This window comes from Nocardia sp. CDC159, from assembly GCF_023740735.1.
Taxonomy (GTDB): domain Bacteria; phylum Actinomycetota; class Actinomycetes; order Mycobacteriales; family Mycobacteriaceae; genus Nocardia; species Nocardia pulmonis.
Map to the genome: position 1 here is coordinate 208,062 of NZ_JAMRXH010000003.1, position 25,894 is coordinate 233,955.

Annotated in this window: 27 protein-coding genes; 14 read left to right on the forward strand and 13 right to left on the reverse strand. The window is 68.6% G+C overall.

Translation table 11 applies throughout. The features are described 5' to 3' along the window. Nucleotides 1–76: 76 nt before the first annotated feature. A complete protein-coding gene (locus NDR87_RS07890; protein WP_251910466.1) occupies nucleotides 77–268 on the reverse strand; it encodes a hypothetical protein in 192 nt (63 codons plus the stop codon). Between the two features lie 190 nt (nucleotides 269–458). Between NDR87_RS07890 and NDR87_RS07895 the strand changes: the two genes are divergently transcribed. The 3 genes from NDR87_RS07895 to NDR87_RS07905 are packed head-to-tail and all read left to right on the forward strand — an operon-like array spanning nucleotide 459 to nucleotide 2,126. After that, nucleotides 459–800 (forward strand): hypothetical protein, encoded by a 342-nt coding sequence (locus NDR87_RS07895; protein ID WP_251910468.1) that lies wholly within the window; start codon nucleotides 459–461, stop codon nucleotides 798–800. Continuing rightward, nucleotides 772–1,293: a DUF6879 family protein gene (locus NDR87_RS07900; RefSeq protein ID WP_251910469.1), complete on the forward strand. Its 522-nt coding sequence runs from the start codon at nucleotides 772–774 to the stop codon at nucleotides 1,291–1,293. Before NDR87_RS07895 ends, NDR87_RS07900 begins: the two co-directional genes overlap by 29 nt. After that, nucleotides 1,290–2,126, forward strand: coding sequence for a helix-turn-helix transcriptional regulator (locus NDR87_RS07905; protein WP_251910470.1), 837 nt, complete (start codon nucleotides 1,290–1,292; stop codon nucleotides 2,124–2,126). The genes NDR87_RS07900 and NDR87_RS07905 overlap by 4 nt, the downstream gene beginning before the upstream one ends. On the opposite strand, the gene NDR87_RS07910 is transcribed toward NDR87_RS07905, so the two are convergent. Next, nucleotides 2,123–3,145 (reverse strand): NAD-binding protein, encoded by a 1,023-nt coding sequence (locus NDR87_RS07910; RefSeq protein ID WP_251910471.1) that lies wholly within the window; start codon nucleotides 3,143–3,145, stop codon nucleotides 2,123–2,125. The genes NDR87_RS07905 and NDR87_RS07910 overlap by 4 nt on opposite strands. 87 nt (nucleotides 3,146–3,232) lie before the next feature. Then, nucleotides 3,233–4,558 carry a cytochrome P450 gene (locus NDR87_RS07915; protein ID WP_251910472.1) on the reverse strand — a complete coding sequence of 442 codons (1,326 nt, stop codon included), beginning with the start codon at nucleotides 4,556–4,558 and terminating at the stop codon, nucleotides 3,233–3,235. A gap of 167 nt (nucleotides 4,559–4,725) precedes the next feature. Between NDR87_RS07915 and NDR87_RS07920 the strand changes: the two genes are divergently transcribed. After that, nucleotides 4,726–5,403, forward strand: a complete 678-nt coding sequence (locus NDR87_RS07920; RefSeq protein ID WP_251910473.1) for a VOC family protein — start codon at nucleotides 4,726–4,728, stop codon at nucleotides 5,401–5,403. A gap of 42 nt (nucleotides 5,404–5,445) precedes the next feature. On the opposite strand, the gene NDR87_RS07925 is transcribed toward NDR87_RS07920, so the two are convergent. Further along, complete coding sequence (locus tag NDR87_RS07925) at nucleotides 5,446–6,213, reverse strand: SDR family oxidoreductase (protein WP_251910474.1); 768 nt, start codon at nucleotides 6,211–6,213, stop codon at nucleotides 5,446–5,448. An 86-nt stretch (nucleotides 6,214–6,299) separates the two neighbouring features. On the opposite strand from NDR87_RS07925, the gene NDR87_RS07930 reads away from it, so the two are divergent. The 3 genes from NDR87_RS07930 to NDR87_RS07940 all read left to right on the forward strand — a co-directional run bounded on the left by NDR87_RS07930 (nucleotide 6,300) and on the right by NDR87_RS07940 (nucleotide 8,613). Beyond that, the gene (locus NDR87_RS07930; RefSeq protein ID WP_251910475.1) at nucleotides 6,300–6,821 is read left to right on the forward strand and encodes an AAA family ATPase; all 522 of its coding nucleotides are present in this window, start codon (nucleotides 6,300–6,302) and stop codon (nucleotides 6,819–6,821) included. 125 nt (nucleotides 6,822–6,946) lie between these two features. Further along, entirely contained in the window at nucleotides 6,947–8,218 is a 1,272-nt protein-coding gene (locus NDR87_RS07935; RefSeq protein WP_251910476.1) for an FAD-binding oxidoreductase, read from the forward strand. Nucleotides 8,219–8,268: 50 nt separating this feature from the next. Next, nucleotides 8,269–8,613, forward strand: coding sequence for a DUF6766 family protein (locus NDR87_RS07940; RefSeq protein WP_286013234.1), 345 nt, complete (start codon nucleotides 8,269–8,271; stop codon nucleotides 8,611–8,613). A gap of 72 nt (nucleotides 8,614–8,685) precedes the next feature. Here NDR87_RS07940 and NDR87_RS07945 read toward each other — a convergent pair whose 3' ends face one another. Both NDR87_RS07945 and NDR87_RS07950 read right to left on the reverse strand, forming a co-directional pair. Beyond that, entirely contained in the window at nucleotides 8,686–9,102 is a 417-nt protein-coding gene (locus tag NDR87_RS07945; protein ID WP_251910478.1) for a cytochrome c oxidase subunit 4, read from the reverse strand. Between the two features lie 13 nt (nucleotides 9,103–9,115). Continuing rightward, entirely contained in the window at nucleotides 9,116–10,117 is a 1,002-nt protein-coding gene (locus tag NDR87_RS07950) for a cytochrome c oxidase subunit II (RefSeq protein WP_251910847.1), read from the reverse strand. 375 nt (nucleotides 10,118–10,492) lie between these two features. Between NDR87_RS07950 and asnB the strand changes: the two genes are divergently transcribed. Beyond that, the gene (gene asnB, locus NDR87_RS07955; RefSeq protein ID WP_251910479.1) at nucleotides 10,493–12,418 is read left to right on the forward strand and encodes an asparagine synthase (glutamine-hydrolyzing); all 1,926 of its coding nucleotides are present in this window, start codon (nucleotides 10,493–10,495) and stop codon (nucleotides 12,416–12,418) included. A gap of 96 nt (nucleotides 12,419–12,514) precedes the next feature. After that, the gene (locus NDR87_RS07960) at nucleotides 12,515–14,131 is read left to right on the forward strand and encodes a metallophosphoesterase family protein (RefSeq protein WP_251910480.1); all 1,617 of its coding nucleotides are present in this window, start codon (nucleotides 12,515–12,517) and stop codon (nucleotides 14,129–14,131) included. On the opposite strand, the gene NDR87_RS07965 is transcribed toward NDR87_RS07960, so the two are convergent. The 3 genes from NDR87_RS07965 to NDR87_RS07975 all read right to left on the reverse strand — a co-directional run bounded on the left by NDR87_RS07965 (nucleotide 14,128) and on the right by NDR87_RS07975 (nucleotide 18,067). After that, the gene (locus NDR87_RS07965) at nucleotides 14,128–14,874 is read right to left on the reverse strand and encodes an adenosylcobinamide-GDP ribazoletransferase (RefSeq protein ID WP_251910481.1); all 747 of its coding nucleotides are present in this window, start codon (nucleotides 14,872–14,874) and stop codon (nucleotides 14,128–14,130) included. The genes NDR87_RS07960 and NDR87_RS07965 overlap by 4 nt on opposite strands. Before the next feature lie 49 nt (nucleotides 14,875–14,923). Continuing rightward, nucleotides 14,924–16,993 (reverse strand): nicotinate-nucleotide--dimethylbenzimidazole phosphoribosyltransferase, encoded by a 2,070-nt coding sequence (gene cobT / locus NDR87_RS07970; protein ID WP_251910482.1) that lies wholly within the window; start codon nucleotides 16,991–16,993, stop codon nucleotides 14,924–14,926. A 93-nt stretch (nucleotides 16,994–17,086) separates the two neighbouring features. After that, on the reverse strand, nucleotides 17,087–18,067 hold the full coding sequence (locus NDR87_RS07975; RefSeq protein ID WP_251910483.1) for a helix-turn-helix domain-containing protein: 981 nt from the start codon (nucleotides 18,065–18,067) through the stop codon (nucleotides 17,087–17,089). An 86-nt stretch (nucleotides 18,068–18,153) separates the two neighbouring features. Between NDR87_RS07975 and NDR87_RS07980 the strand changes: the two genes are divergently transcribed. Continuing rightward, nucleotides 18,154–18,354, forward strand: a complete 201-nt coding sequence (locus tag NDR87_RS07980; RefSeq protein ID WP_251910484.1) for a hypothetical protein — start codon at nucleotides 18,154–18,156, stop codon at nucleotides 18,352–18,354. Between the two features lie 271 nt (nucleotides 18,355–18,625). Here NDR87_RS07980 and NDR87_RS07985 read toward each other — a convergent pair whose 3' ends face one another. Next, entirely contained in the window at nucleotides 18,626–19,303 is a 678-nt protein-coding gene (locus tag NDR87_RS07985; RefSeq protein ID WP_251910485.1) for a DUF3043 domain-containing protein, read from the reverse strand. A gap of 204 nt (nucleotides 19,304–19,507) precedes the next feature. Between NDR87_RS07985 and NDR87_RS07990 the strand changes: the two genes are divergently transcribed. From NDR87_RS07990 to NDR87_RS08000, 3 genes are all read left to right on the forward strand, one after another. Beyond that, complete coding sequence (locus tag NDR87_RS07990; protein ID WP_251910486.1) at nucleotides 19,508–19,858, forward strand: iron-sulfur cluster assembly accessory protein; 351 nt, start codon at nucleotides 19,508–19,510, stop codon at nucleotides 19,856–19,858. A gap of 189 nt (nucleotides 19,859–20,047) precedes the next feature. Next, nucleotides 20,048–21,019, forward strand: coding sequence for a carbohydrate kinase family protein (locus NDR87_RS07995; protein WP_251910487.1), 972 nt, complete (start codon nucleotides 20,048–20,050; stop codon nucleotides 21,017–21,019). Between the two features lie 155 nt (nucleotides 21,020–21,174). After that, nucleotides 21,175–21,888, forward strand: a complete 714-nt coding sequence (locus NDR87_RS08000) for an MBL fold metallo-hydrolase (RefSeq protein ID WP_251910488.1) — start codon at nucleotides 21,175–21,177, stop codon at nucleotides 21,886–21,888. Between the two features lie 4 nt (nucleotides 21,889–21,892). Here NDR87_RS08000 and NDR87_RS08005 read toward each other — a convergent pair whose 3' ends face one another. From NDR87_RS08005 to NDR87_RS08015, 3 genes are all read right to left on the reverse strand, one after another. Continuing rightward, complete coding sequence (locus NDR87_RS08005; RefSeq protein ID WP_251910489.1) at nucleotides 21,893–22,993, reverse strand: branched-chain amino acid aminotransferase; 1,101 nt, start codon at nucleotides 22,991–22,993, stop codon at nucleotides 21,893–21,895. Between the two features lie 223 nt (nucleotides 22,994–23,216). Further along, a complete protein-coding gene (gene gcvT, locus NDR87_RS08010) occupies nucleotides 23,217–24,317 on the reverse strand; it encodes a glycine cleavage system aminomethyltransferase GcvT (RefSeq protein ID WP_251910490.1) in 1,101 nt (366 codons plus the stop codon). Nucleotides 24,318–24,355: 38 nt separating this feature from the next. Continuing rightward, entirely contained in the window at nucleotides 24,356–24,970 is a 615-nt protein-coding gene (locus NDR87_RS08015; RefSeq protein WP_251910491.1) for a GNAT family N-acetyltransferase, read from the reverse strand. A gap of 91 nt (nucleotides 24,971–25,061) precedes the next feature. On the opposite strand from NDR87_RS08015, the gene NDR87_RS08020 reads away from it, so the two are divergent. Then, nucleotides 25,062–25,886 (forward strand): TetR/AcrR family transcriptional regulator, encoded by an 825-nt coding sequence (locus tag NDR87_RS08020; RefSeq protein WP_251910848.1) that lies wholly within the window; start codon nucleotides 25,062–25,064, stop codon nucleotides 25,884–25,886. Nucleotides 25,887–25,894 lie beyond the last annotated feature (8 nt).

A 25,894-nucleotide genomic window follows, 5' to 3' on the forward strand; every position in this document is an offset into this window, starting at 1 on the left:
AGGAATGTCGCGAGGACGAAGATCGACAGCGACAGGCAGAGCACAATGAGAATTCCTGTGTGCCAGTCGAAATCGATCACGACGCCGCCACCTCGTCCTCGTCGTCCTGCTCCTCCGGGCCGACTGGGAGGCACCTGGACACCGACCCGCTCGGGACGAACAGTTCGAGATAGACTCCAGGACCGCTGTCCTCGTCGGGTTCATCGCCGTAGTCGAAGAGCTCCAGCACACCGCCGTCGAACACAAAAAGTCTCGCCCACCTGCACATCTCCAGCTCCCGTCACTGCCGTCGCGGATCTGATGCCATGTGACGCTACGAAGCGATTCATCGAGAGTCCATGCTCATGCTCCAATATGCTTGTTTCCCATAATCAGTGCACAGAAGGCATGTGACTGCGAGACCATCGGATGAGCGCAAGCATGAGTGCGCATGAACCCTTCGACAGGAGGCTCCGATCATGTGGTTACTGTTCTTGGGCAAGGGCGGCACCGAAGGCGGCGGGTGTCCCTCGCTGTATGCCACCGACAGAAACACCTACATCGTTCAGGGATGGAAGACGAACACACCGGAATCCATCGAGATACCGCATCTCCTGCTCGGCTTCCTTCAGCCGGATACGTACATCGGCGCTCCTCTCGCCGATAGCGGGCGCGGAACCTTCGTCCTGTCCGGCACACCGGTCACCGACCTCGAAGCACTCGATCGGATGGACATTTATCCGGACGAGGCGTGCGTCGAGGTCCCCAAGATGGAAAGGACTTTCCACGGACATGCTTCTGGCGCAGGGCAACTCGTTTGACGATCTATTTCGCGCGGCGAAGAGGGAGGCCTTCCACCTCGAGGTGAGGGATAACTACTATCCCGACGACTACCCACCGCTTCAGCGCTTCCTCGCGAACAGCCCCGACGACTACGAGTGGTTCCAGCCCTGGTTGAACCTGGTGCGGGAGACGACGTCCAGGGGCGTGGCCGTCAAGCGAGCGAGGGTGGTCACCGAGCCACACAACGACTACACCCGATACGCGAAGCACGTTGCCCGCTTGAACATGGAGGCCGGGGAGGAAATCCGTTATCTCGCACGCCATCTGATCGATCCGGACGAGCTGACCGTCGACGATTGGTGGATATTCGACGACGAGGTCGTGGCCTTCACTCTGTTCGAACCGGGAGAGGTCGGGCGCTGGACCGGAGGGGCGGTCACGGTCGATCCCAGGATCGTCGACTACGTCCGTGCCGTGAAGAATCGGGTCTGGGCCATCGCAGTTCCGTTGCCGGAATACCGCGAGCGGTGACCGGCTCGGTTCACCAGGAGAGGGAGGCTCTCGGAGGGCGTCTCCGGGAGCTTCGTCTGGACGCGGGCCTCTCGGGCACCGAGCTGGCGCGGCGGGCCGGGTGGCATCAAACCAAGGTCTCGAAAATCGAATACGGAAAGACCAAGCCGACGGAGGACGATATCAGGGCCTGGTGCTCGCTGACCGGCGCCGAGCGACAGCTGCCGGACCTCATAGCCACCGCCCGCAATATCGAAGCCGCCTATCTGGAGTGGCGGCGGATACTCGGGACAGGAACGAGAAGGCGTCAGCAGGCTTCGATCAAGCTGGAATCGGAGACGGAGTACCTGCGCGTCTATCATCCGACGTTGGTACCGGGGCTGCTTCAGACCGCCGAATACGCGGAGGGTGTCCTGCGCAGCGTCATCGAGTTCCAAGGAGTTCCGAACGATCTGGACGCGGGTGTGGCCAAGAGGTTGGAAAGACAGCAGATTCTCTACCGACGAAACCATCGTTTTCATTTCGTCGTAGCCGAGCAGGCCTTGCGGACGACGGTAGGCAATGACCAGGTGATGCTCGGCCAGCTGGATCGGCTGCATGCTGTGGTGGGCATGCCGCGAGTACTTCTCGGAATCGTCTCGGATACAGCGCAATACCGGGTGCCGATGCAGAACTTCATGATCTTCGACGACAAGCGGGTCATGGTCGAGAACGTCACGGCCGAGCTCACCATCACCCAACCGCGGGAAATCGCCCTTTACGGTCGAGCCTTCGACATCCTCGTCAAACAATCGGTCACCGGCGCGGGGGCCCGCGAACTGATCCGCAAAGCGGCCGAAAGCCGAGGCCGCTAGAACGCCCGACGCAGTTCGTCGGATGTCAGTCGGCGAGGCCCGATGTAGTACAGCACCGTCCCCGCCTCGAGTTCCGTTGCCCAGCCGGGGTTTACGGTCAACCCGTCGGCGGTGCGGATGGCGAGGACCGTGATGCCGTGGTGGCGGCCCAGGGTGATCTGGCACTGTTCCATCGTCAGTGGGCCGATCGAGTCCGGGATCGTCACCGAATAGGTGTCCGCGCCGCCGTGGGTCATGAGGTCGGTGTAGACCTCGGTGATGCCGGGGGAGGTCATCTCCTCGGTGATCATGCGGGGGGAATGCCATTGGACGCAGCGGATTTTCGGGTCCACGTAGTGGAGCAGGGTGGTGCGGTCCAGATCGCGCAGGGTGACCACGGTGTGGGCGTTGGGGTTGAGGTGGTCGACGATGGTGGCCAGGGCCAGGGCCTCGTTGTCGTCGCGGGCGTCGACCAGGACGACGGCCGCGCGATGGACTCCGGCGCGGCGGAGGGTGGCCTCGTCGGTCAGGTCGCCGCGCACGAAATCGACGGTGCGGTCGGGCATCGGGTGGGTGGGAGTGTCGGACCAGGCGCACAGCACCAGGCGCGGGCAGCCGTCGGCCAACAGGTCGGTGACGAGGCGTTCGGTGCGGCCGGGGAGATAGCCGAGGAGCACCGTGTGCCCGGTGGCGCGGACGGTGATGGTTCCCTGCACGATTCGGCCTTTCGCCTCCGACAGTGTGCTCACCAGCCGGGTGAATACGGTGGTGAGGGCGACGATGCCGCCGATGATCACGTACGCGCCGACGACGTGGCCGAGGCCGGTCTTCGGGAAGAAATCGCCGTAGCCCACGGTGGCGGCGGTGACCACGAAGAACCACCAGTAGTTCGCCGGTCGCACCAGTTCGCTGTCCGCGGGCTCGGCCAGCGCCATCAGCGGCCAGCTGGTCGCGAACACGAAGGAGATCACCACGATCGGAGTCAGCCAACCGAGCAACGGCTCGAGGCGCCCCAGCAGGCGAGACAGAACGAACAGCACAGCAAATCCCAGCGACGAGTGCACCCACCCTAAGCGTCCCGCGCTTACGAACCGGGCGAATTCGGCAGAATGTGCCGATGGAGGTCGCTAACCGCGCGGTCTGAGGTGCACGCGGATGTCCTCGGCCGCCCACAGCACGAAACGCTCGACGGGTGTGACCTCGTGTCCGGCGACGAGTTCGAATCGGAAGCGCCGGATCAGCATCGCCAGCACCAGCTGCGCCTCGACCATGGCCAGGGCCGCGCCCTCGCAGCCGCGCGGGCCGAGGCCGAAGGGCAGGTAGGCGAAGCGGTGGCGTTCGGCGATTCGTTCCGGGGCGAAGCGTTCGGGGTCGAATTCGGCGGGGGCGGGCCAGTATTCGGGGTTCATGTGCACGGCGCGGAACGGCAGGAAGATGGTGGTCCCGACCGGGATCGGATGGCCGCCGATGGTCATGTCCTCGGTCGCCTCCCGGGCGCCGTAGGGGCCGGGTGGATACAGCCGCATCGTCTCCTGCAGCACCATCCGCAAATAGCGCAGGCGTTTGAGGTCGCCGTAGGCGGGCGCGTCCCGGTCCCGGAGCACCGCGCGCACCTCCTCGGCGACCCGGTCGGCGATCGCGGGGTGGCGGGCGAGCAGATAGAGGGTCCACGAGACCGCCACACCGGTGGTGTGATGGGCGGCGAGCATCGTCATCAGCACCGTGTCGCGAATCCGCGCGGCCGGTTGGCCCGCGGCCGCCAGCGCGGCGATGAGGTCGCTGCGGTCGACCGATTCCGGCGCCTCGGTCGCGTGCGCGGCCAGGACCTCGTCGACGGTCGCCCGCAGATATGCCAGGGCCGCCTCGGCGCGCGCCTCGTCACCACCGTCGGGCTCGTACAGCCGCCCCAGATACTCCCCCAGCACCTCCTGGAACGCCGCCACCACCCGCGCCGCCCGCTCCGATCGCCAATCCGAGCCCAGCGCATAGGCGCAGATCATTCGCAGCGACAGCGCACTGAGATCGTGCTGCAACCCGATCGGGCCGCCGGCGGCGGCCCACCGGTCGGCCAGCTCCCGGGTCAGCGCCACGAACTGCTTGAAATGCGCCTCGTGCGACTGCCGTCCGGCCAGCACCGACAGCAGCACCCGCCGCCACGGTGCGTGTTCGGCGGCGGTCATGGTCTGCAGATTGCCCGACTCCTGCAGTGGGGCAAGGAATTCGAACAACCGCTGCGGCCGCGCATCGATCCTGGCGACCGGCTCGAGCAGCACCGGATCGGCGATCGACACCGCCCGAGCCGTACCGGGCAGGACGAATCGCACCACCGGCCCGTACTCGTCGTGCAGCGTCAGCTGATAGTTGTGCAGCCCGCCCGCGGCAGCGATATCGGCGGGCCCACCACCCTCCGGCCCCGGAATTGCCCTCCACGCACTGTCGACCCCGACCCTCACGACACTGCTCCCCTCGGTCATCTTTCCGGCCATCCTCCTCGCCTCCCCCAGGCGGCGCAATAGCGAAAGGCGTTGGCACGAAAAAGATCTCGGATCGACGACGACCCGCACTTGACCTCGAGTGGACTTCAGGTTCTACCGTCGGGACCGACGATATGGAGGAACCGATGAGAATTCGTGAAGTAGCCCTCACCGCGACGGACCTGCGGGCACAGGCCGACTTCTACCGCGATGTGCTGCGACTTCCGACCGAGCAGTCGGCCGACCGGCTGCGCGTCGACATCGGCACGAGCCGATTGATCATCACTCGGGACGAGGCGTTCGCCGGGGTGCATCACCTCGCCTTCGGCATCACCCCGGGCGATCTCGACACCGCCCTCGCCTGGCTGCGCGAGCGGGTCGAGCTCATCCGGGCGAACGGATCGGAGCTGATCGACGGTCCCGAGGGGTGGCTGTCGCGCTCGCTCTACTTCCACGGCCCGGAGGGCATCGTCCTGGAACTCATTGCCCGCCAAGCCGATACGGACCGTACCGGCGGGGACGGGAGCACGCCACGGCTGCTGTCGATCAGCGAGGTGGGCATCGGCGTGCCCGACGTCCCCGCCGCGGTACGCACCCTCGCCGAAACCTTCGACCTGCCGCCCTTCCCGCCGCAGCTCCCGGACTTCGCCCCGGTCGGCGACCACGACGGCCTGCTGATCCTGGCCCGGACCGACCGCATCTGGTTCCCGACCGAATCCGACCGCCCCGCCCGCGGCCCGCTCGCGGTCCATATCGAACTACCCGAGCGGCACGGCAAACTCGCACTCACCCCCGGCGCGGACATCGAGGCGACCGCGTCCTGACGGGCCAGGGCGCGCCGAGCGAGGCGACCGCGACCTGAACGGCTACCCACGCAGCCGGTAGGAGGCCTCCGGATCTCCGGCGACATATTCGGCCCAGGTCTGCACCCCGTCGGGATGCTCGGGACAGAGGTTGGCGCCGGTGCGATAGCCGTGGGCGACCTTGCCCGGCAACGGGATTCGCACGATGCGGCGGGGGCGGCCGCGATGCCGACGCCAGGTCTCGGCCAGCTCGGCCAGCGTCAGGACCTCGGGGCCGCCGAAATCCGGTGCGCGGCCCCGCGGATCGTCCTCGACGAGATCGGCGACCCGCAGGGCGACGTCCTCGGTGGCGACCGGCTGGAACCGGAAGTCCGTCGGCAGCGGCGCGATCGGCAGCCGCTCGGCCGCCCGCAGGGCGGTGGCGACCAGATCGTGAAACTGGGTGGCGCGCAGGATGGTATGCGGCACCGGGCTTCCGGAGATCAGCTCCTCGCAGGCGAGCTTGTTGCGGTAGTACCGCAGCGGAATCCGATCGATGCCCACGATCGACACGTACAGCAGTTGCCGCACGTCACCGGCGACCGTCAGCAGATTGCGGGTCTGCGCCACATCGGGTTTGCCGGAGCGCCGGAAGTCCGAGGCCGCGTGCACCATCAGCTCCGCGCCCTGCGCGGCCGCCCGCACCCCCTCACCGGTGGCCAGATCCCCCACATGCGTTCCGGCGCCCTCGCGGCGGGACAGCACCCGCACCTCGTGGCCCCGCACCCGCAGCCGCTCGACTATCCGCTTGCCGAGGGCTCCGGTGCCCCCGGTCACGAGAACCGTGCTCATATCCTCAGCTAACCCCGCGCGCCGCGCTCACCACAAGGACTCCGCCGCATGTCACACCGCGCCGCCCGGGCACTAGGCTCGGCCCGGTGCAACGGATCCTGGTATCCGGCATTTCGGGTGCCGGAAAGACCACCATGGCAAGGGCATTGGCGCGCCGCCTCGGCCTGCCGTATCACGAACTCGACGCCCTGCACCACGGCCCAGGCTGGACCAGGCGTCCCGAGTTCGAATCCGACGTCGAACGCTTCAGCACCGGTCCGCACTGGGTCACCGAGGACCAGTACCACTCCCTGCTCGGCGATCGGCTCTGGGACCGCGCCGACACCGTCGTCTGGCTGGATCTGCCGCGGCGCACGGTGATGCAGCGGGTGATCCGCCGTTCGGTCACCCGCGCCCTGCTCCGCGCGGAACTGTGGAACGGCAACCGCGAATCCTTCCGCGACTGGCTCTCGCCCGAACATCCGATCCGCTGGGCCTGGGCCCGGCACGGCTATCGCCGCGCCCGCACCGAACAGCTCGCCCGAAATCACCCCGACGTCCGAATCATCCGGCTCCGCACGGCGGCCGCGGCCCGAACCTGGCTGTCGCATGCGAATATCCACGCCTGAGCGACCGACCACACCGATCCGAAACGTGGCGCTTTCACGCCACCGACGCCCCTTCACCACGGCCGTCACCAAGCCGCTACGCCAGGGGCAGACGAAGCGCCGCGGGTGTGGTTAGCTGTGGGGCCATGAGCACGACGCTGGCCGCACTGCCGGAGGAATATCTACCCCGCGACACCGCGGATGTCGTTCGTACAGTTCGCGATTCACGGCCGCAACCACTGACCGTCTACGGCGGTGAACCCACCGAGGACGAACTCGGTCCGCCCGATCGACGCGTCGTGCTGTCGCTGCGGCGGATGAACCGGGTGCAGGCCGTCGACGCCGACGCCCGGCTGGTCCGCGTGCAGGCGGGCGCCCGCCTGTCCGATATCGATCGCACCCTGGCCGCGCACAAGCTGGGCCTGCCGATCGTGGGCGACCACCGCGAGATCACCGCGGGCGGCTTCGCGGCCGTGGGCGGGCTCAGCGGCGCCTCGCACCGCTACGGCATGTTCAGCGACAATGTCGTCTCGCTCGAATACGTGGACCCCGAGGGCCGATTCGGCACCTGCGGGCGCAACCACCACGCCGACCGGTTCCGCCGCATCCTCGGCAGCGGCGGCCGCGCGGGCATCATCACCGCGCTCACCCTCGAGGCCGTCGAGGTCGACAAGGACCACACCTGGCTGACCTCCGACGCGCACCGGTTCCTGGACTTCGACACCTTCGTCGAACATTCGCTCGCCGAGATCGTGCGGCCCGGCGACGCCATGCTCCAGGTCGGCCGCTGGGTCGACACCGCGCCGCTGCGGGTCTCGCGGCCGGTCGGCACCGGCAATATCCAGCTGGGCACCGTGCGCTTCGGCCAGTGGTCGAGCCTGCATCCGACCGCGGCCACCCCGTCGCTGCGCGCCCGTCGCGAGCTCGGCGCCCGGGCCCGCAAATCGCTGGGCGCCATCGCCTCCGCGGCCAAGGGCCCGGCCGGTATGCCGGTCCGCAACGCCGCCGCCGGTGCGCTGATGTTCGCACCGAAGGTGCTGACCCTGCGCGATGCGGAATATCTCGCCGATACGGTGATCACCTCCTCCGAGCGCGGTCCGGCCTACCGCGTCGCGGTGTTCGCCCCGCTGTCGACCTACACCGCGGTCTTCCACCAGCTGCACGACCTGCTGACCGAGCATCGCGAGCGCAACGGCGCGTTCACGGTCATCTCCGCCCTCACCTACGGCGTGCGCTCCCCCTATCTGCACGAGCAGTCCAGCGAGGACCACGGCTTCATCTCCTTCACCTGCCGCCTCCGACCCACCGGCACCTATTCGGCCAAGTCCGGCAGCCCGGAGCTGCTGCGCGACATCGACTCCGGCATCGACGACATCTGTCGCGCCGAACGGGCCCGGCTGTATCACACGACCGACTAGCGAAGTCCCCGGCGCGGATTGGCCCTCGATAGCCGGGGTATCGCTGCCGCATGTCCCATATTCGGCGATGGGGAGCGGTCTACGTGCTGCTCCTTCTGTTCGTGGGGTCGTGGATCGGCCAGTTCTTCGCCCAGCTGATCGAGTACCGCAACACGCAGCAGTCGCACGGGCAGGCCTTCGAGTGGTCCGGCTACTGGCCCGATTTCCTGACCAGCACATTGGAGAACTGGCAGAGCGAGTGGCTGCAGCTCGTCTTCCAGGCGATCCTGCTGCTCGGCGCGAAGCATTGGCTGTTCCGAGTCGACGCGGAGGACCTCGAGCGCATCGAGACCAAGCTCGACCGAATCGAGACGACCCTGGCCGCGGCGCCCGCGCGCGGCACGCACGGCCTCTGAATCGACGAAGAACGCCCGGTCGGAGACGACCGGGCGTTCTTCGTCATGCGCCATTCGTGGCGGCGCAGCGGATCAGTGCTTCTCGGGCCCCAGGTGGTACTCGAACACCAGCCCGCCGACGGTGATCAGGATGCAGATCACGCCGATCGCGATCAGCCACAGCTGGAAGAACGCGAAGCCGATGGCCGTGACCGAACCGGACGCGGCGATCAGGATGGGCCAGAAGCTGCCGGGCGAGAAGAAGCCCAGGTCACCGGCACCGTCCACGATCTCGGCATCCTCGTAGTCCTCCGGGCGCAGATCGAGGCGGCGCGCCACGAAGCGGAAGTAGGTGCCCACGATCAGGGTCAGGCCCGCGGTCAGCACGATCGCGGTGGTACCGGCCCATTCGACGCCGGTGCGCGACTGGGCGGTGAAGAAGGCGTAGACGACCGCCACGATGATGAAGAACACCGTGAGCAGCTCGAAGATGCGTGCTTCGACCTTCATGTCAGTTCAGTCCTCACTTGCTCTCGGCGACGGTCGCGCCGCGGGCGGTGCGCTCGGTATCGAACGGGTGGGTGGTGACCGCCACCGGGGACTCGCCGATGCTCGCCAGCGCCTCGGCGTTGGTCTTCCCGGCCTCGCGGGCCTGCAGGTACCGCTCGAACTTCTCCGGCGTGACCGCGCGGACCTCGAAGTTCATCATCGAGTGGAAGGTACCGCACATCTCCGCGCAGCGACCGACGAAGGCGCCCTCCCGCTCGATCTTGGTGATCTGGAAGGTGTTGTCGGAGTGGTTCTCCTTCGGGTTCGGCATGACGTCCCGCTTGAACAGGAACTCCGGCACCCAGAAGGAGTGGATCACATCGGCCGCGGCCAGCTGGAACTCGATCACCTTGTTGGTCGGCAGCACCAGGACCGGGATCTCGGTGCTGGAGCCGATGGTCTCGACCTTGTCGTAGTTCAGGTAGGTGATGTCGTTGGCGGGCTTGCCGTGCACCGGACCCGGCTGCGGATGGCCGCTGGGCGACTTGCGCTCCTTGTACTCCTCGATGATCCGCTGGTCGAGACCCTGGCGGGTGTGGTCGACACCGTCGTAGACCTGGCCACCGGCCAGCACGGCCTTCTGGTAGCCGAACTTCCAGTTCCACTGGAAGGCGGTCACGTCGACGACAACGTCCGGGTTGGCGCTCTTCTCGTGCACGTAGTTCTGCACGACCACGGTGAAGTAGAACAGCACCGCGATGATCACGAACGGAATCGCCGTGTAGGTCAGCTCCAGCGGCACGTTGTAGCCGGTCTGGCGGGGGAACTCCGGGGAGTTGGGCTTCTTGCGGTGGAAGGCGACCGTCCAGAAGGTCAGGCCCCACACCAGCACGCCCACGATCAGGGCGGCGACGACCGACCACGTCCACAGTTCCCGCATCTTGGTCGCCTGCGGGGTCACACCCGTGGGCCAGCCGAATCGAAGCACGGGATTGTCGATCGAGCAGCCCGAGACGAGCAGCACGGTGATCCCCATGGACACCGCCAGCCCGGCCCGCCGAAGGATGCGGCCCCGGCCGGAGGTCGCGCCTCCGCCGGGTCGTGCCCCTATCGCTTCGCTCGCCTTGTGCGCCACGCTCAACGCCTTCCTGGTCGTCTATCCGACTCGGCGCCGCCCGACCTGCGGGCGGCGCATATTCAGCACGTTCGGGGCACTCGCGGGCGGACGGGTGCAACGCACGATCCGCCCCGGGAGTTCCCGAGTACTACGCAGCGTAGACCAAACCGGGTGCTGTGTTGTGACCGGGTCGATTTCGACACACCGGGCCCAGCGGGAATCCCGCGCCTACGGCATACTCGGAGACCGGGTTTCACCCGACTCCCCCGATTCGGAAACGAGGTTCTCTCCGCAGTGTGTGGACTGCTCGGATTTCTGACAGCCGATGTGGCGACCGACGACGTCGTACAACAGGTCTACGACGCCCTGCAGTGTGGCCGTCATCGCGGCCCCGACGAGCGCGGCACCTGGCACGACGACCACGTCATTCTCGGCTTCAACCGGCTGTCGATCATCGATATCGAGCATTCACACCAGCCGCTGTTCTGGGGGCCGCCGGAGAATCCCGAGCGTTATGCGCTGGCGTTCAACGGTGAGATCTACAACTACCTCGAGTTGCGTGAGCAACTCACCGCCGAGCACAGGGCGCGGTTCCACACCGAGGGCGACGGCGAGTCGATCGTCGCGGCCTACCACTTCTGGGGCACCGAGGCGTTCGCCCGGCTGCGCGGCATGTTCGCCTTCGCCATCTGGGACAGCGAGACCAAGCAGATGGTGATCGCCCGCGATCCGTTCGGCATCAAACCGCTGTTCCTGGCCACCGGGCCGAACGGCACCGCGTATGCGAGTGAGAAGAAGAGCCTGCTGGAACTGCTTCCGGCGCTGGGGCTTTCGGACGAGCTGGACGTGCGGGCGCTGGAGCACTACACGGTGCTGCAGTACGTACCGGAGCCGGAATCGCTGCACGCGAACATCCGGCGGCTGGAGTCCGGCTGCTATGCGACGCTGTCGCCGGGTGAGCAGCCCAGGCCCAAGCGGTATTTCGAACCACGGTTTCGGGTGCGTCCGTTCGCGGCGGGTGGCGAGGACAAGCGGTACCGCGAGATCGCCGAGGTGCTCGAGGATTCGGTCGCCAAGCATATGCGCGCCGATGTGACCGTCGGCTCGTTCCTGTCCGGCGGCATCGACTCCACGGCCATTGCGGCGCTGGCGATTCGGCACAATCCGAACCTGCTGACCTTCACCTCGGCCTTCGAGCGGGAGGGCTACTCGGAGGCCGATGTGGCCGCCGAGACCGCCGCGGCGATCGGGGCCAAGCATTACATCCGGGTGGTGAGCCCGGAGGACTTCGCCAACGCGATTCCCGAGATCGTCTGGTATCTGGACGATCCCGTGGCCGACCCGGCGCTGGTGCCGCTGTACTTCGTGGCCAAGGAGGCCCGTAAACACGTCAAGGTGGTGCTGTCGGGCGAGGGCTCCGACGAGCTGTTCGGCGGGTACACGATCTATCGGGAGCCGTTGTCGCTCAAGCCCTTCGAATACCTGCCGCGCGGGGTGCGCAGGCTCGCGGGCCGGCTGTCGGAGCGGATTCCGGAGGGCACGCGGGGCAAGAGTCTGCTGCATCGGGGTTCGCTGACGCTCGAGGAGCGCTACTACGGCAACGCCCGCAGCTTCAACGACGCCCAGTTGCGCGCCGTGCTGCGCGATTTCCGGCCGGAGTGGACGCATCAGGACGTCACCGCCCCGATCTACGCCCGTTCGCGAGGCTGGGACCCGGTCGCGCGCATGCAGCATCTGGACCTGTTCACCTGGTTGCGCGGCGACATCCTGGTCAAGGCCGACAAGATGACCATGGCCAACTCCCTCGAGCTGCGGGTGCCGTTCCTGGATCCGGAGGTCTTCGCCGTCGCCGAGCAGATCCCGTTCGACCAGAAGATCACCAAGGACACCACCAAGTACGCCCTGCGCAAGGCGCTCGAGACGATCGTCCCCCCGCACGTCCTGCACCGCCCCAAGCTGGGCTTCCCGGTCCCGCTGCGGCATTGGCTGCGCGGCCCGGAACTCTACGACTGGGCCGCCGCCCAGATCGCCGACTCCCAGACCGACCACCTGCTGGACAAGACGGCGATCAAGCTGATGCTCGACCAGCACCGCGAAGGCATTCTCGACCACAGCCGCCGCCTGTGGACCCTGCTGGTCTTCATGATCTGGCACGGCATCTTCGTCGAGAACCGCATCAAGCCCGATATCCAGGAGCCGACCTACCCGGTGCGCCTGTAGGGGACCGACCACCGGCGGTCCCTCCCGATTCCCCGGTTCACCTCCCGTTGGTCGTGTCGTGGCGATTCGAGCACCGACTGCGGGTTAGCTGTGGCCATGACCGAGCATGAGGGGACCGAGAGGGACGCGGAACCGTCGCGGGGCGTCAGCAGGCGGTGGCTGTTCGGGGCATCCGGGGCGGCGGCGCTGGCCGGGCTGGCCGTGGGGGCCGGGACGAGTGCGGTGCTGCGGGAGGACGAGGGCGGGATCGACTACTGGCCTCGGTCGGCGGAATTGCTGGTCGGACCGGATCGGGTTGCGGCGCCGCGAGTTTCGGGGCTGCATCTGCAGTTCGGGGCCGATGCCGCGCGGGAGGCGGTGGTGTCCTGGCATACGGTCGGGTCGGTGAGCGATCCGAAGGTGCGGTTCGGGACGGCCGCGGACGGTTTCGGCACCGTCGTGCGGGCGCGCACCCGGACCTATCGGGATACCAAGTCGGGCCTGGAGATTCAGGCTCATCACGCCCGGCTCACGGGGCTCGCGCCCGATACCGACTACGTCTACTCCGCCGGTCACGACGGGGCCCCGCCGGAGCTGGGCACCCTTCGCACCGCGCCGAAGGGGCGGGCGGCGTTCCGGTTCACCAGCTTCGGCGATCAGGGCACGCCCACGCTCGGCAGGCTCGACAACGGCAGGTACGTCAACGACAACCTCGGCTCCCCGTTCGCCGGTGACGTCACCGCTGGGGTCGAGCGGCTGAATCCGCTGTTCAATCTCGTCAACGGCGACCTCTGCTATGCCAATCTGGCCACCGACCGGGTGCGCACCTGGAACGACTGGTGGGCCAGCAATTCTCGCTCGGCGCGCTATCGCCCCTGGATGCCCGTGCCCGGCAATCACGAGAACGAACGGGGGAACGGCGAGATCGGGTACGAGGCGTTCCAGACGTACTTCACCGTCCCCGACAATCGCGGCGAGGAGCTGGCACGCGGGCTGTGGTACTCCTTCACCGTCGGTGGGATGCGGGTGATCGCGCTGGCCAATGACGACATCTGCTATCAGGACGGCGGCGACAGCTATGTGCGCGGCTACTCCGGCGGTGCCCAGAAGCGTTGGCTGGAGACCGAATTGGCCGACGCGCGGGCCGATCGCGATATCGACTGGATAGTGGTGTTCATGCATCAGACCGCCATCTCCTCGGCCGACCGGTTCAACGGGGCCGACCGGGCCATCCGCGAGGAGTGGCTGCCGCTGTTCGACCGGTACGAGGTCGATCTGGTGCTCTGCGGGCACGAACATCACTACGAGCGTTCGCATCCCGTGCGCGGCACCCTCGGCACCGAGACCCTCACACCCAGGCCGGTCGACACCCGCACCGATGTGATCGATACCAGCAAGGGGACGGTGCACCTGGTCATCGGCGGGGGCGGGACCTCGGCTCCGTCCAACCAGCTGTTCTTCCCCGGACAGCAGTGCCGCGTCATCACCGCCGTCGGCGACGCCGACCCCGCGACGGGGAAGAAGACTCCCGTCTATGTCCTCGAGCAGGCCCCCTGGTCGGCGGTCAAGGATGCCGAACATCCCTACGGGTTCTGCTCCTTCGATGTCGATCCGGGCCACCCCGGCGGGAATACCACCATCGCGGTCACCTATTACGCCCTGGTCGGCCCCACCAGCGAACTGAAGGCCGTCGACAGCTTCACCCTCACCCGGCCGCGCTCGGACCGGAACTAACAGCGCAGCGACAACACCGCCGCCGTCACCGCGACCGCGATCTCGACGGCGGCGCCGAGCACGTCCCCGCTGATGCCCTCGAACCGGCGAACACAATGGCGGACGACGAGTTTCGCGACGACCAGCGCCGCGCCGACGGCCACCGCGCCCAGCCACCACCGCCCGGGAACCACGAAAAGTCCCGCCGACGCGGCGATCACCGGCCAGGCGGCGGCCGTGGCTCGCCCCTGGGTATCGGCCACCAGCGCCCCGAATCCGGCCCCCGGCGCGGCCGCCGCACCCCGGCACGCGGGCACCACCGCGACCCGGCCCACCGCAACCGCCAGCGCGATCGCCCACCACCGGCCGCACTCGGCCAGCGCCGCGTACGAAAACGCCTGCACGCCAATGGCGAAGACCAGGGCCGCGACCGCGAACGGACCGACCCCGCCGCTCTTCATGATCTCCCGGGCCCGCTCCGGCGGACCGTAACAGCCCAGCCCGTCGGCGGTGTCGGCCAGCCCGTCCAGATGCATCCCCCGGGTCACCAGTGCCAGCGCCCCGACGACCAAGAGTCCGGCCAGCACGAAACTCGTTCCGGCCGCGACGAATACCCTCATCAACGCCGTCGCGCCCAATCCGAGGGCCACGCCGACGAGCGGCGCGAACGCGATCGCCCGGCCCGCGACCACGCGATCGACCGCGGCGGGTCCCCGCACCGGCAGCACGGTCAACCACGAGAACGCCAGCCGCACCGCGTTCACCGGCAACACCATCCCGGACCGGCGGCCGGATCGAATCGCGTGCGCGCGGTCAGGGAGCGACCGCCCTCGGCGCCTCGGCCGTGCTCACCCCGGCCTCGTCGAAGGTGGCCATCGCGCTCAATGTTTCGACGGCGGCACGCAGGATCGGCAGGGCGGTCAATGCCCCCGAACCCTCGCCCAGGCGCATATCGAGGTCGAGCAGCGGCTGCAGGCCGAGTTTGGTGAGGGCCATCTGGTGGGCGGGCTCGGTGGAGCGATGACCGGCGATCCACCAGTCCTTGGCGCCGGGGGCGAGCATCTCGGCCACCAGGGCCGCCGCGGTGATCACCACGCCGTCGAGGACGACCGGGGTGCGGCGGGCGGCGGCCTGCGCCAGATAGCCCGCGGCGGCGGCCAGGTCCGCGCCCGCGGCGACGCGCAGCAGGGCGACCGGATCCTTCAGATGCGGCCGGGCCCGCCACATGGCATCGCGCACCGCCGCGGTCTTGCGCATCCAGCCCGCGTCGTCGACGCCGGTGCCGCGGCCCACCGCCAGCACCGGCTCGGTATCGGTGAGCGAGGCGATGAGAACCGTTGCGGGCGTGGTGTTCCCGATGCCCATATCGCCCGCGATCAACAGATCGGCCCCGCCGTCGATCTCCTCGTCGGCGATCGCCCGCCCCGCGGCCAGCGCCGCGTTGACCTGCTGGTCGGTGAGCGCGTCCTCCCGGTCGATCGAACCGCTCGAGCGCCGAATCTTGTAGTCGGACACCGCCGGATCGGTATCACCGTCGACCGCGATATCCACCACCCGCACACTGGCCCCAGCCAGCCGCGCCAGCACATTCACCGCGGCCCCACCCGCGCGGAAGTTGGCGACCATCTGCGCCGTCACCTCACTCGGGTACGCCGAAACCCCCTGTCGCGCAACGCCATGATCGCCCGCGAACACCACCACTCGCGCCCGCTCGAATTGCCGGGGCGGACACGCCCCCTGACAGGCCGCGATCCAATTCCCCAGCACCTCGAGCCGTCCCAGCGCCCCCACCGGCTTGGTCAGCCGCAGCTGCCGCGCCTCGGCCTCCGCCCGCACCAGCGCATCCGGCGCCCGCACGGTCGCGAAAACCGGCGGCACATCGAAACTCCCCCCACCGCGCGCAATCCACGACGACGCACCATTCGCGGCCGTCGAATCAGCCCCTACGCCAGCGCTTTCCGCGCCACCGGCAGCCGAGATGCCCGTAGCGGCTCCCCCGACCACACCTTCGGCCCCATCGACCGGCGGTATGCCTGCGCCGGAACCAGCAGTCGCGTCTTCCACGCCCCCGGCCGCCGATACCGCCGCACCGGTCTCCGACACCCCCGCACCGGCAACCCCGGCTCCGCCTTCCGCATGGCCGCCCGCGGCCGTCGGATCGGCGCCCGTGGCACCCGCACGGCGCGGCGACCCACCGGAAGTACTTGCGGCCGTTGCCTTCTCACCACCTGGCGTCGATCCGACGGCCGGATCCACCCCGACACCGCCCGCGACCGACGCCCCCAGCGCCGCCCCACCGCCCAGCACCGCGGCGGTTTCCGCACCCGTGCCGCGCCCGGCCTCGACGCCCGGCTTGATCCGCGTCGCCACCCCCGCCACCACGAGGTACACCTCGTCACACACCGCGGCCAGCCGCTGGTTCAGCTCGCCGATCTCATCGGCGAACAGCCGTCCCGACCGCGTCGCGGGCACCACACCCAGGCCGACCTCCGGGCTCACCAGCACCAGACCCCGCGGGTAGTCGCGGACGGCGGACACCAGCGCATCGATGTCCTCGGCGACCGTGCCCCGGGGCGCCTCCCATGCCGCTCGCGCGTCGATTCGGCCGGTCAGCCAGGTTCCGAGGTCGTCGACCAGCGTCATGCGCACCGGCTCGGCCAGCGCCGCCACCGGATCGCCCTCCACGACCGTCCACTGCCCGGGGCGCCGAACCCGATGCGCGGCAACGCGTTCGGTGAAATCCGCGTCCTTCGGATCCACCGCGGCCGTCGCGATATACCGCACGACCCCCGCTCGCCCGGCCAGCTCCTCGGCGAAGGCCGACTTTCCCGATCGGATCCCACCGAGTACCAGTGCCCGCCCGCTCGCAGCATCGTTCAACACGCCAGCACGGTACCAACCTCACCCCGGATATCGGGACACCGTGCCAGGGGTCGGCGACACGTGCCCGTGGCCGAGGCCAGCATCCCTTCCTCCTCACGGCGCGACCGGTACCGGACCGAGCTGACCGAAGCGGCGGCGGTATTCGGTCGGCGCGATGCCGACCAGTCGCTGGAAGTGGTGGCGCAGGAGCGCACCGGAACCGAAGCCGCAGCGGCCCGCGATGGTTTCCAGGTCGAGGGCGGTGCCCTCGAGCAGATGTTTGGCCAGCAGGACGCGCTGGTTGGTGAGCCATTTGACGGGCGTGGTGCCGGTCTCGGCGACGAAGCGGCGGGCGAAGGTGCGGGTGGACATGGCCGAGCGGGCGGCGAGGTCCTCCACCGAATGCGGGAAGTCCAGATGTTCGCTCATCCACTCGAGGGTGCTGCGCAGGCTGTCGGAATTGCATTCGGGGACGGGCTGTTCGATGAACTGGCGCTGCCCGCCGTCGCGCTGGGGGGGCACGACCATCCGCCGAGCGATCTTGTTGGCGACCGCGCTGCCCAGCTCGCGGCGCACCAGATGCAGGCAGGCATCGATACCGGCCGCGGTGCCCGCGCTGGTGATGAGCGAACCCTCGTCGACGAACAGCACGTCCGGATCGACGGTCGCGGCCGGATACATCTCGGCCAGCTTGTCCACATAGCGCCAGTGCGTGGTGCACTTGCGCCCGTCCAGCAGCCCCGCGGCCCCCGCCAGGAACGCGCCCGAGCACACCGTCAGCACGGTCGCCCCGGCCGCCGCCGCCTCGCGCACGGCGTCGACGACCCGCGGATCGATCCGCTCCGAATCGTCGACCGGAAAGGCGGGAATGGCCACCAGGTCGGCGTCGAGCAGTTGGTCCAGGCCGTATTCGGGAGTCACCGAAACCCCGGGCGAGGACGAGTGCAGCGGCTTGCCGGGCTCGGCCCCGCAGACCCGGAAATCGAAGACGGGCAGCCCGTCGTCACCGCGGTCGAGCCCGAATACCTCACAGACGACACCGAATTCGAACACGGCGAGCCGTTCGTTGAGCACGACCGCGACCTTCGAGAGCATGCCCCGAGTGTACTTGGCCGAATCTTTACGAACAATGACATTCCCGCCACTGGTGGCAGCAACTGGATGAGCGAAAACTTACTGCCATGATCGCATCGCTACTTCTCCTCGCCGCCGCGGCGGCCATGATCACCGCCCTGGCCGCCCCCTCCCTGTTCCTCCGCCACAACCTCACCCTGCCCCTGCTCGGCTGGACCGACGTAACCGACCGCGACGCCGACCGCGTCGACGCCGAACTGCGCGCCATCATCTCCATGCGCGAACAGTCCGTGCACGAACACGGCTGACCGAGCACCAAACGATGTCGACGTCCGCCCCACCCAACCCGGTCCGGAGCGAGTCTTACGAGCGACCGTTCGCGGCCGTCTCGTCGCTGCGCGGTCGAAGCGCATGCGCGAAGCGCGAGTCTCGACCGCGCAGCGACGAGACATGAGGGCCGCGAACACGCCGCGACGAAGGAGCGGCCATCGAACACAGCGCATGCGCGAAGCGCGAGTCTCGACCGCGCAGCGACGAGACATGAGGGCCGCGAACACGCCGGAGCGAAGCGGAGGCCAATTACACAGCGTCACCAGGATTGACGCGCGGCTTCGGCGCCCGCATCCGCCGAATCTGCGAGGCGCGCACGAACGCGTACCACCCCAGCGAGAACGGCCGGTCGGTGTGCTCCGGGAAGCGTTCGCGCACCCGCCGGTTGATGGTGCGGCCGAGCAGCACGCCCTCGCCGAGCATGAAGACGAACATCACCGTCATGCCGAGGGTGACGTAGCCCTGCACGACCGGGGCCAGGAACATGGTCATGATCATCAGCAGCGCCAGCGGCATGAACAGGCCCACCAGATTGCGCCGCGCGTCCACCAGGTCGCGGACGTAGGCGCGCACCGGACCGCGATCGCGCGGCAGCAGGTACTTGTCCTCACCGGCGAGCATGCGCTGGCGGCGGTCGGCGGCATCGCGGCGGCGCTCGGCGGCGGCCGCCTTGCGCTCCGCGCGGGTGCCGCGCGCGGCCTTGCGGCGCGCCCGGGCCTCCTTGGCCGTCATCGGCGCGGGCGCGACCGGGCCGCGCCTGCGGCCCTGCGCATCGCGCCGCTTGGGGGTGGGCCTGCCCTTACCGGCGGTGGCGGCCGACCGGTTGGAGGTGGCCGAGCCGCCGTCGGAATCGTCGCTCGTGGCGGCCGAGGTCTCGTCGGCGAGGTCGTCAGTGGTGCTGGCATCGCCGCGGCGGAGGAACTTCACGCCGACCAGGCTATTCGATAGCAGATCAACCGGGAAATCCGGTTCGGCCCGGACGGTCGGCACGACCTGCCCGACGGCCACTCCAGGGGGGTCGACGCTCCCACTCGGACGATTCGAGTGGCAAGATTGGAAATAGCCACCCGCGAAGTGGCGTTGACATTGCGCGAGCCGTTTCACGGGTAACACAGGTCCCTAGGAGAGTTCATGACTGTGCAGAACGAGACCGCCACCCACGGTGTGACTCTGACCGAGGCCGCCGCCTCGAAGGCGAAGGCGCTGCTCGATCAGGAGGGTCGTGACGATCTGGCGCTGCGGATCGCCGTGCAGCCCGGCGGCTGCGCCGGTCTGCGCTACCAGCTCTTCTTCGACGATCGCACCCTGGACGGCGATCTTACGGCCGATTTCGGTGGCGTCACGCTGACCGTCGACCGGATGAGCGCCCCTTACGTGCAGGGCGCCTCGATCGACTTCGTCGACACCATCGAGAAGCAGGGGTTCACCATCGACAACCCCAACGCCACCGGCTCCTGCGCCTGCGGCGACAGCTTCAACTAACCCATATCGGACGAACCCGTCAGCGCGGATCCTGCTCCGAGGTTCCGCGCTGACGTCTGCCCGGGGCCCAGATTCCCTGCGGCACAACGGAAACCGTCGGGTGAGACCCCCAGCACCTTGGTCTGGTGAGATCGCCGCTGGACGGTGTACGTTACCGACGACCGCCCAGCGCACCACAAAGGACCCCCAGTGACGATCGCCGTGTCCGGTTCCATCGCGACCGACAACCTCATGCACTTCCCGGGCAAGTTCTCCGAGGCACTGCTGGCGGACCAGCTCGAGCACGTATCGCTGAGCTTCCTCGTCGACGATCTGTCGATCCGCCGCGGCGGCGTGGCGGGCAACATCACCTACGCCATGGGCCTGCTCGGCCGCTCCCCGCTGCTGCTGGGCGCGGTCGGCCCGGACTTCGGCGAGTACCGGGAGTGGCTGGAGAAGCACGGCGTGGACTGCTCGGCGGTGCACGTCTCGCAGAAGGCGCACACCGCCCGGTTCATCTGCACCACCGACGACGACATGGCCCAGATCGCCGCCTTCTACCCGGGCGCGATGAGCGAGGCCCGCGACATCTCCATCGCCGAGGTGGCCCGCGGCCGTGCGCTGGAACTGGTGCTGATCGGCGCGGACGATCCGGACGCGATGCTGCGCCACACCGCGGAGTGCCGGGAGCTGGGCATCCCGTTCGCCGCCGACCCCTCCCAGCAGCTGGCCCGCCTCGACGGCGAGCAGGCGCGGCAGCTGATCGACGGTGCGACGTATCTGTTCACCAACGAGTACGAACTGGGCCTGCTGCGGCAGAAGGCCGGGCTGAGCCTCGACGATATCGATGGGCTCGTCGGCATCCGGATCACCACCCTGGGCCCGAAGGGCGTGCAGATCACCGACCGGGACGGCACCGAGATCAATGTCGAGGTGGTACCGGAGACCTCGAAGGTCGATCCGACCGGCATCGGCGACGCGTTCCGGGCCGGATTCCTCACCGGGCACACGGCCGGACTGAGCCTCGAGCGGTCCGCGCAGCTGGGTTCGCTGGTGGCCGTGCTCGTGCTGGAGACCGACGGTCCGCAGGAGTGGACGCTGGACCGCGACGCGGCCCTCGAACGTATCCGCGCCGCCTACGGCCCCGAGGCGGCCGACGAGATCAGCACTGTGCTGCACTGATTCACTGCGCCGCAGGTGGATTCGCGCCGAGCACGGTCGAACTGGGCAATTCGCAAAATCGGCGGCCGTGTCCGAAGGAATGCCCGCGCGCGCAGTGAAGGTTCACAGTGCGCCGGGATGCGCGAAATTCGCCAGCGAGCAATAGGGTGGAACGCATGTCATCCGACCGCGTGTATTTTCGTCAGCTGCTGTCCGGCCGGGATTGGGCGATCGGTGATCCGATCGCGACCCAGATGCGCAATTTCGCGTATCTGATCGGTGATCGCGAGACCGGCGACTGCGTGGTCGTGGACCCGGCGTACGCGGCGGGCGATCTGGTCGATCTCGCCGCGGCGGACGGAATGCGGGTGGCCGGTGTGCTGGCCACCCACCACCACCCCGACCACGTCGGCGGATCGATGCTCGGTTTCACCCTGCGCGGGGTGCGTGAACTGCTGGACCGGACCCAGGTGCCGGTGCATGTGCAGCAGCTGGAATTGCCCTGGATCGCCAATGTCACCGGCATCGCGCCCAGCGAGCTGACCGGGCACGAGCACGGCGACAAGGTGAGCGTCGGCGGGCTGGAGATCGAATTGCTGCTCACGCCCGGCCATACCCCCGGCAGCCAGTGCTTCCTGTTCGACGGTCGCCTCGTGGCCGGGGACACACTGTTCATCGACGGCTGTGGCCGCACCGATTTCCCGGGCGGCGATTCCGACGAGATGTTCCGCAGCCTGCGCTATCTCGCCGACCTACCGGGCGATCCGATCGTTTATCCGGGCCACTGGTATTCCCAGGAGCCCAGCGCGGCGCTGTCCGCGGTCCGCGGGAACAATTACGTACTGCGCCCGCAGACCCTCGAACAGTGGCACATGCTGATGCCAGGCTGACGACTCACGCCAGCTCGCGCATCCAGTTGTGAATGTCGGCGAAGGTGCCGCGCTGAATACCGGTCAACGTATCGCGCAGCGCCATCGTCACCTCGCCCGGTTCGCCGTTTCCGATGGTGAATTCGCCCTCGGCCGAGCGGACCGAGGCGACCGGGATGATCACCGCCGCGGTGCCGCAGCCGAAGACCTCGGTGATCTGTCCCGACTCCACGCCCTTGCGCCACTCCTCGACCGAGATCTTGCGCTCCTCGACCTGGTAGCCGGAGTCGGCGGCCAGGCTGATCAGCGAATCGCGGGTGATGCCCGGCAGCAACGAACCGGACAGCTCGGGGGTCACCAGCCGCGCCTGCGAGCCGGAACCGAAGACGAAGAACAGATTGTTGGTGCCCATCTCCTCGACGAAGCGGTGCTCGGTGGCGTCCAGCCAGACCACCTGATCGCATCCCTTGTCCGCGGCCTGCTTCTGGGCCAGCAGCGAGGCGGCGTAATTGCCCGCGACCTTCGCCTCACCGGTGCCGCCGGGGGCGGCGCGCACGTATTCGGTGGACAGCCACACCCGCACCGGCTTCAGGCCGCGCGGAAAGTACGGTCCCGCAGGCGATCCCAGCAACAGGTACTTGTATTCCGCGGCCGGTTTGACGCCGAGGCCGGACTCGGTGGCGACCATGAACGGCCGCAGGTACAGCGACTCCTCACCGCCCGCGGCGGGCACCCAGTCGCCGTCCACCTCGAGTAACTGGCGCACCGATTCGATGAACAGTTCCTCCGGCAGTTCGGCCATGGCCATGCGCCGCGCCGAATTCTGGAAGCGGCGGGCATTGGCGTCGATGCGGAAGGTGGCGATGCTGCCGTCGCCCTGCCGGTACGCCTTGAGCCCCTCGAAAATGGCCTGACCATAGTGGAAGACCATGGTCGCCGGGTCCAGCGACAGCGGTGCGTAGGGCTCGACGCGCCCGTTGACCCACTGGCCGTCGACATAGTCCAGGCTCACCATGTGATCGGTGAAATAGCGCCCGAAACCGGGCGCCGCGAGAATTTCCTGCCGTCGCTGCGCGGGCGTTGGGGCGGGATGCGGAACACGGGTGAACTGCGCAGCAACGGTCATGCTGCTGATCCTAGAACGCCCTGCCCAGGTCACGATGCCCGGTCCGGCAAATCGAATAGAACCAATCGGGGGTGCTGTGCAGAGTGCTCAGCACCCCCCAACCGTCCCCCACCCCCGTTTAGCGACACGCTCACCGAGCCTCGCACCCTTTCCCGCCTCTCGCACCGGTTGTGGCCGCCCGTAGGGGGTGCGAAGCGCGAAAAAGGGTGCGGCTCTGCGGGGGTTAGGAGGTGTGGGGGGTGACGAAGGGGGGACGCACGACCTCGGCGCGCAGGCGGCGGCCGCGGACGTCGACCTCCACTTGGTCCCCCGGCTCCAGACCCGCGTCGGTGTTCAGTAGGGCCAGCGCGATACCGATCTTCAACGTGGGCGAGAAGGTGCCCGAGGTGGTCTCGCCGACGATCTGATCCCCGCGCAGCACGGCCTGCCCCTGCCGCAGCACCCCGCGATCGAGTGCCTTGAGCCCCAACAGGATTCGCCGCGGCCCCGCCGACTTCTCCTGTTCCAGCGCGGCCTTGCCCCAGAACTCGGGCTTCTTCCAACCCACCGCCCAGCCGCAGCGGGCCTGCACGGGCGAGATGTCCAGCGACAGTTCGTGTCCGTGCAGGGGGTAGCCCATCTCGGTGCGCAGGGTGTCGCGGGCCCCGAGCCCGGCCGGTTGGCCACCGGCCGCCCGCACCCGCTCGAGCAGCGCCCGGAACAGCGGTTCCGCATCCGCCCAGCGCGGGAGCAGCTCGTAGCCGTGCTCGCCGGTGTAGCCGGTGCGGCACACCCGCACCGGGCGGCCGTCCCAGTCCGCGTCGGCGTAGGCCATATATTCCATGTCGGTCGGAAGTCCCAGTCCCGCAAGCACTTCGGCCGACTTGGGCCCCTGCACCGCGAACACCGCGAAGTCGCGGTGCTGTTCGGTGACGGTGATGCCCGCCGGCGCGGCCTTGCGCAGCTCGGCCACCACCGCGGCGGTATTGGCGGCGTTGGGCACCAGGAACACCTCGTCGTCGCCGACGTAGTAGGCGATCAGATCGTCGATCACCCCGCCCCCGGGGGTACAGCACAGCGTGTACTGCGCCTTCCCCGGCCGGATCCGGCCCAGGTCGTTGGTCAGCGCCGAGTTCACGAATGCCGCCGCCCCCGGTCCCGCCACCGTCGCCTTGCCGAGATGACTCACATCGAACACGCCGACCGCCTCGCGCACGGCGGTGTGCTCGGCCACCGTCCCGCCGTACTGAACGGGCATCTCCCACCCGCCGAACGGCGCGAAACTCGCACCCAGCTCGACGTGCACATCGTGAATCGGGCCTTGCAGCAGGTTCGTGTCGGTCACGTGGCGAGCTTAACCGGACGATTCCGGGCGGGCGGATCTCAGCCGCGGCACCACATGGGACGCAGGATGGGTCCGCCCTCGGGTAGGTGGATCAGGGCCCCGGTGTGGGTGAAGCCGCAGCGGGCGTACAGGCGGGCCGAGCGTTCGGTGCTGGCCTCCAGGTAGGCGGGCCGTCCGGCGTCGGCCGCGGCCTTGGCGCGCTCGGTCACGATGGCCGCGCCGCCGCCCGCACCGCGGTGCTGCGGAAGCGTGACGATGACCTGCAGGTAGCTGTGCGGGAATTCGGCGGGATGGGTCTCGGCCATGACGTTGGTGAGGGCGAGCAGGCGGCGGGCCGGTTGCACCGGCGCGCTGTCGAACAGGGCGCGGGCCCGCTGCAGGTCGGCGGCGAGGCGGTCGGGGCCGACCACCTTCTGCCATACCGAGATCGTCCAGATCTCGTCGTCGGCGCCCGCGATCCACACCTCGTCGTCGCGCAGGGCGGTCGCGATCATCTCGGGCACGTACTCCTCGCGGTAGGCCGCGGCGAAGTCGGGCTGGTCGGCCAGAATCCACGCGGTCACCACCTCGTCGACGCTGGCGGCGGCGAAGGCCCGCGCGACCTCCTCGGCCTCGCTCGGCTCCGCCCGGCGCACCCACGGCTTCGTCGTCATCGATCGTCTCCCTTCGTGAACACTGTGTGCACTCGCCAAGGTAGGCAGGCAGCTGCGGATGATCGACAATTTCGTCACACTTGTAGCTGTGATGAAAAGGGAGCGGGCATGTGCGGTCTGCGGCGAACCGTGCGCCCGGGCCGACCGCGGTCGCCGCCGCCGCTACTGCTCGCGCTCCTGCCAGGCCCGCGCCTATCGCGCCCGTCGCGCGGCCACCCCGCCGCGCCGCCCGCCGCGCCCCCGACATCTCACCGCGGTCGGAATCGTCCGCGCCGCAATCGAACTCGCCGACCACGAGGGCCTCGACGCGGTGACGATGCGCCGCCTCGCCACCGAACTGGGCGTCGCGACCGCGAGCCTCTACCGCTACTTCCCCGACCGCGACACCCTCCTGTCGGAGATGGCCGAACTCACCCTCGCCCAGGCCCCCACTCCCCCACCGGCCGACGACTGGCGCACCCGCCTGACCGCCGAGGCCCGCGCGGAATGGCAGCTCTACCAACGCCACCCATGGATGCTGGCCGTCCTGGCCCAGACCCGACCGCCGATGGGCCCGGCCCTCCTGGACGTCCTGGAACGCTCCTTCGCCGCCCTCGACCGCCCCGGCATGTCCGGCGAATCCATGCTGGCGATCTACCTGTCGATCTCGGCCCTGGTCCAGGGCCTGGCCCTGCTCCCCGGTTCCGAACACCGCCCCGTCGGCACCGGATCCGCGGCGGCCGAACAGGTTCGCGCCCAGGTGATCGACCTGGTCACCGCCGAATCCCATCCGACCCTGTTCCGCCACTTCACCGGCCACGCGGACGGCCTCGACGTCGACTTCGATCGCCTGCTCGACCATGGCCTCGCACTGTTGCTCGACGGGGTCGCGCGGCGGTACTTCCCGGCGGGCGAAGATCGGGACGGTGTTCAGTAGCCTGGTCG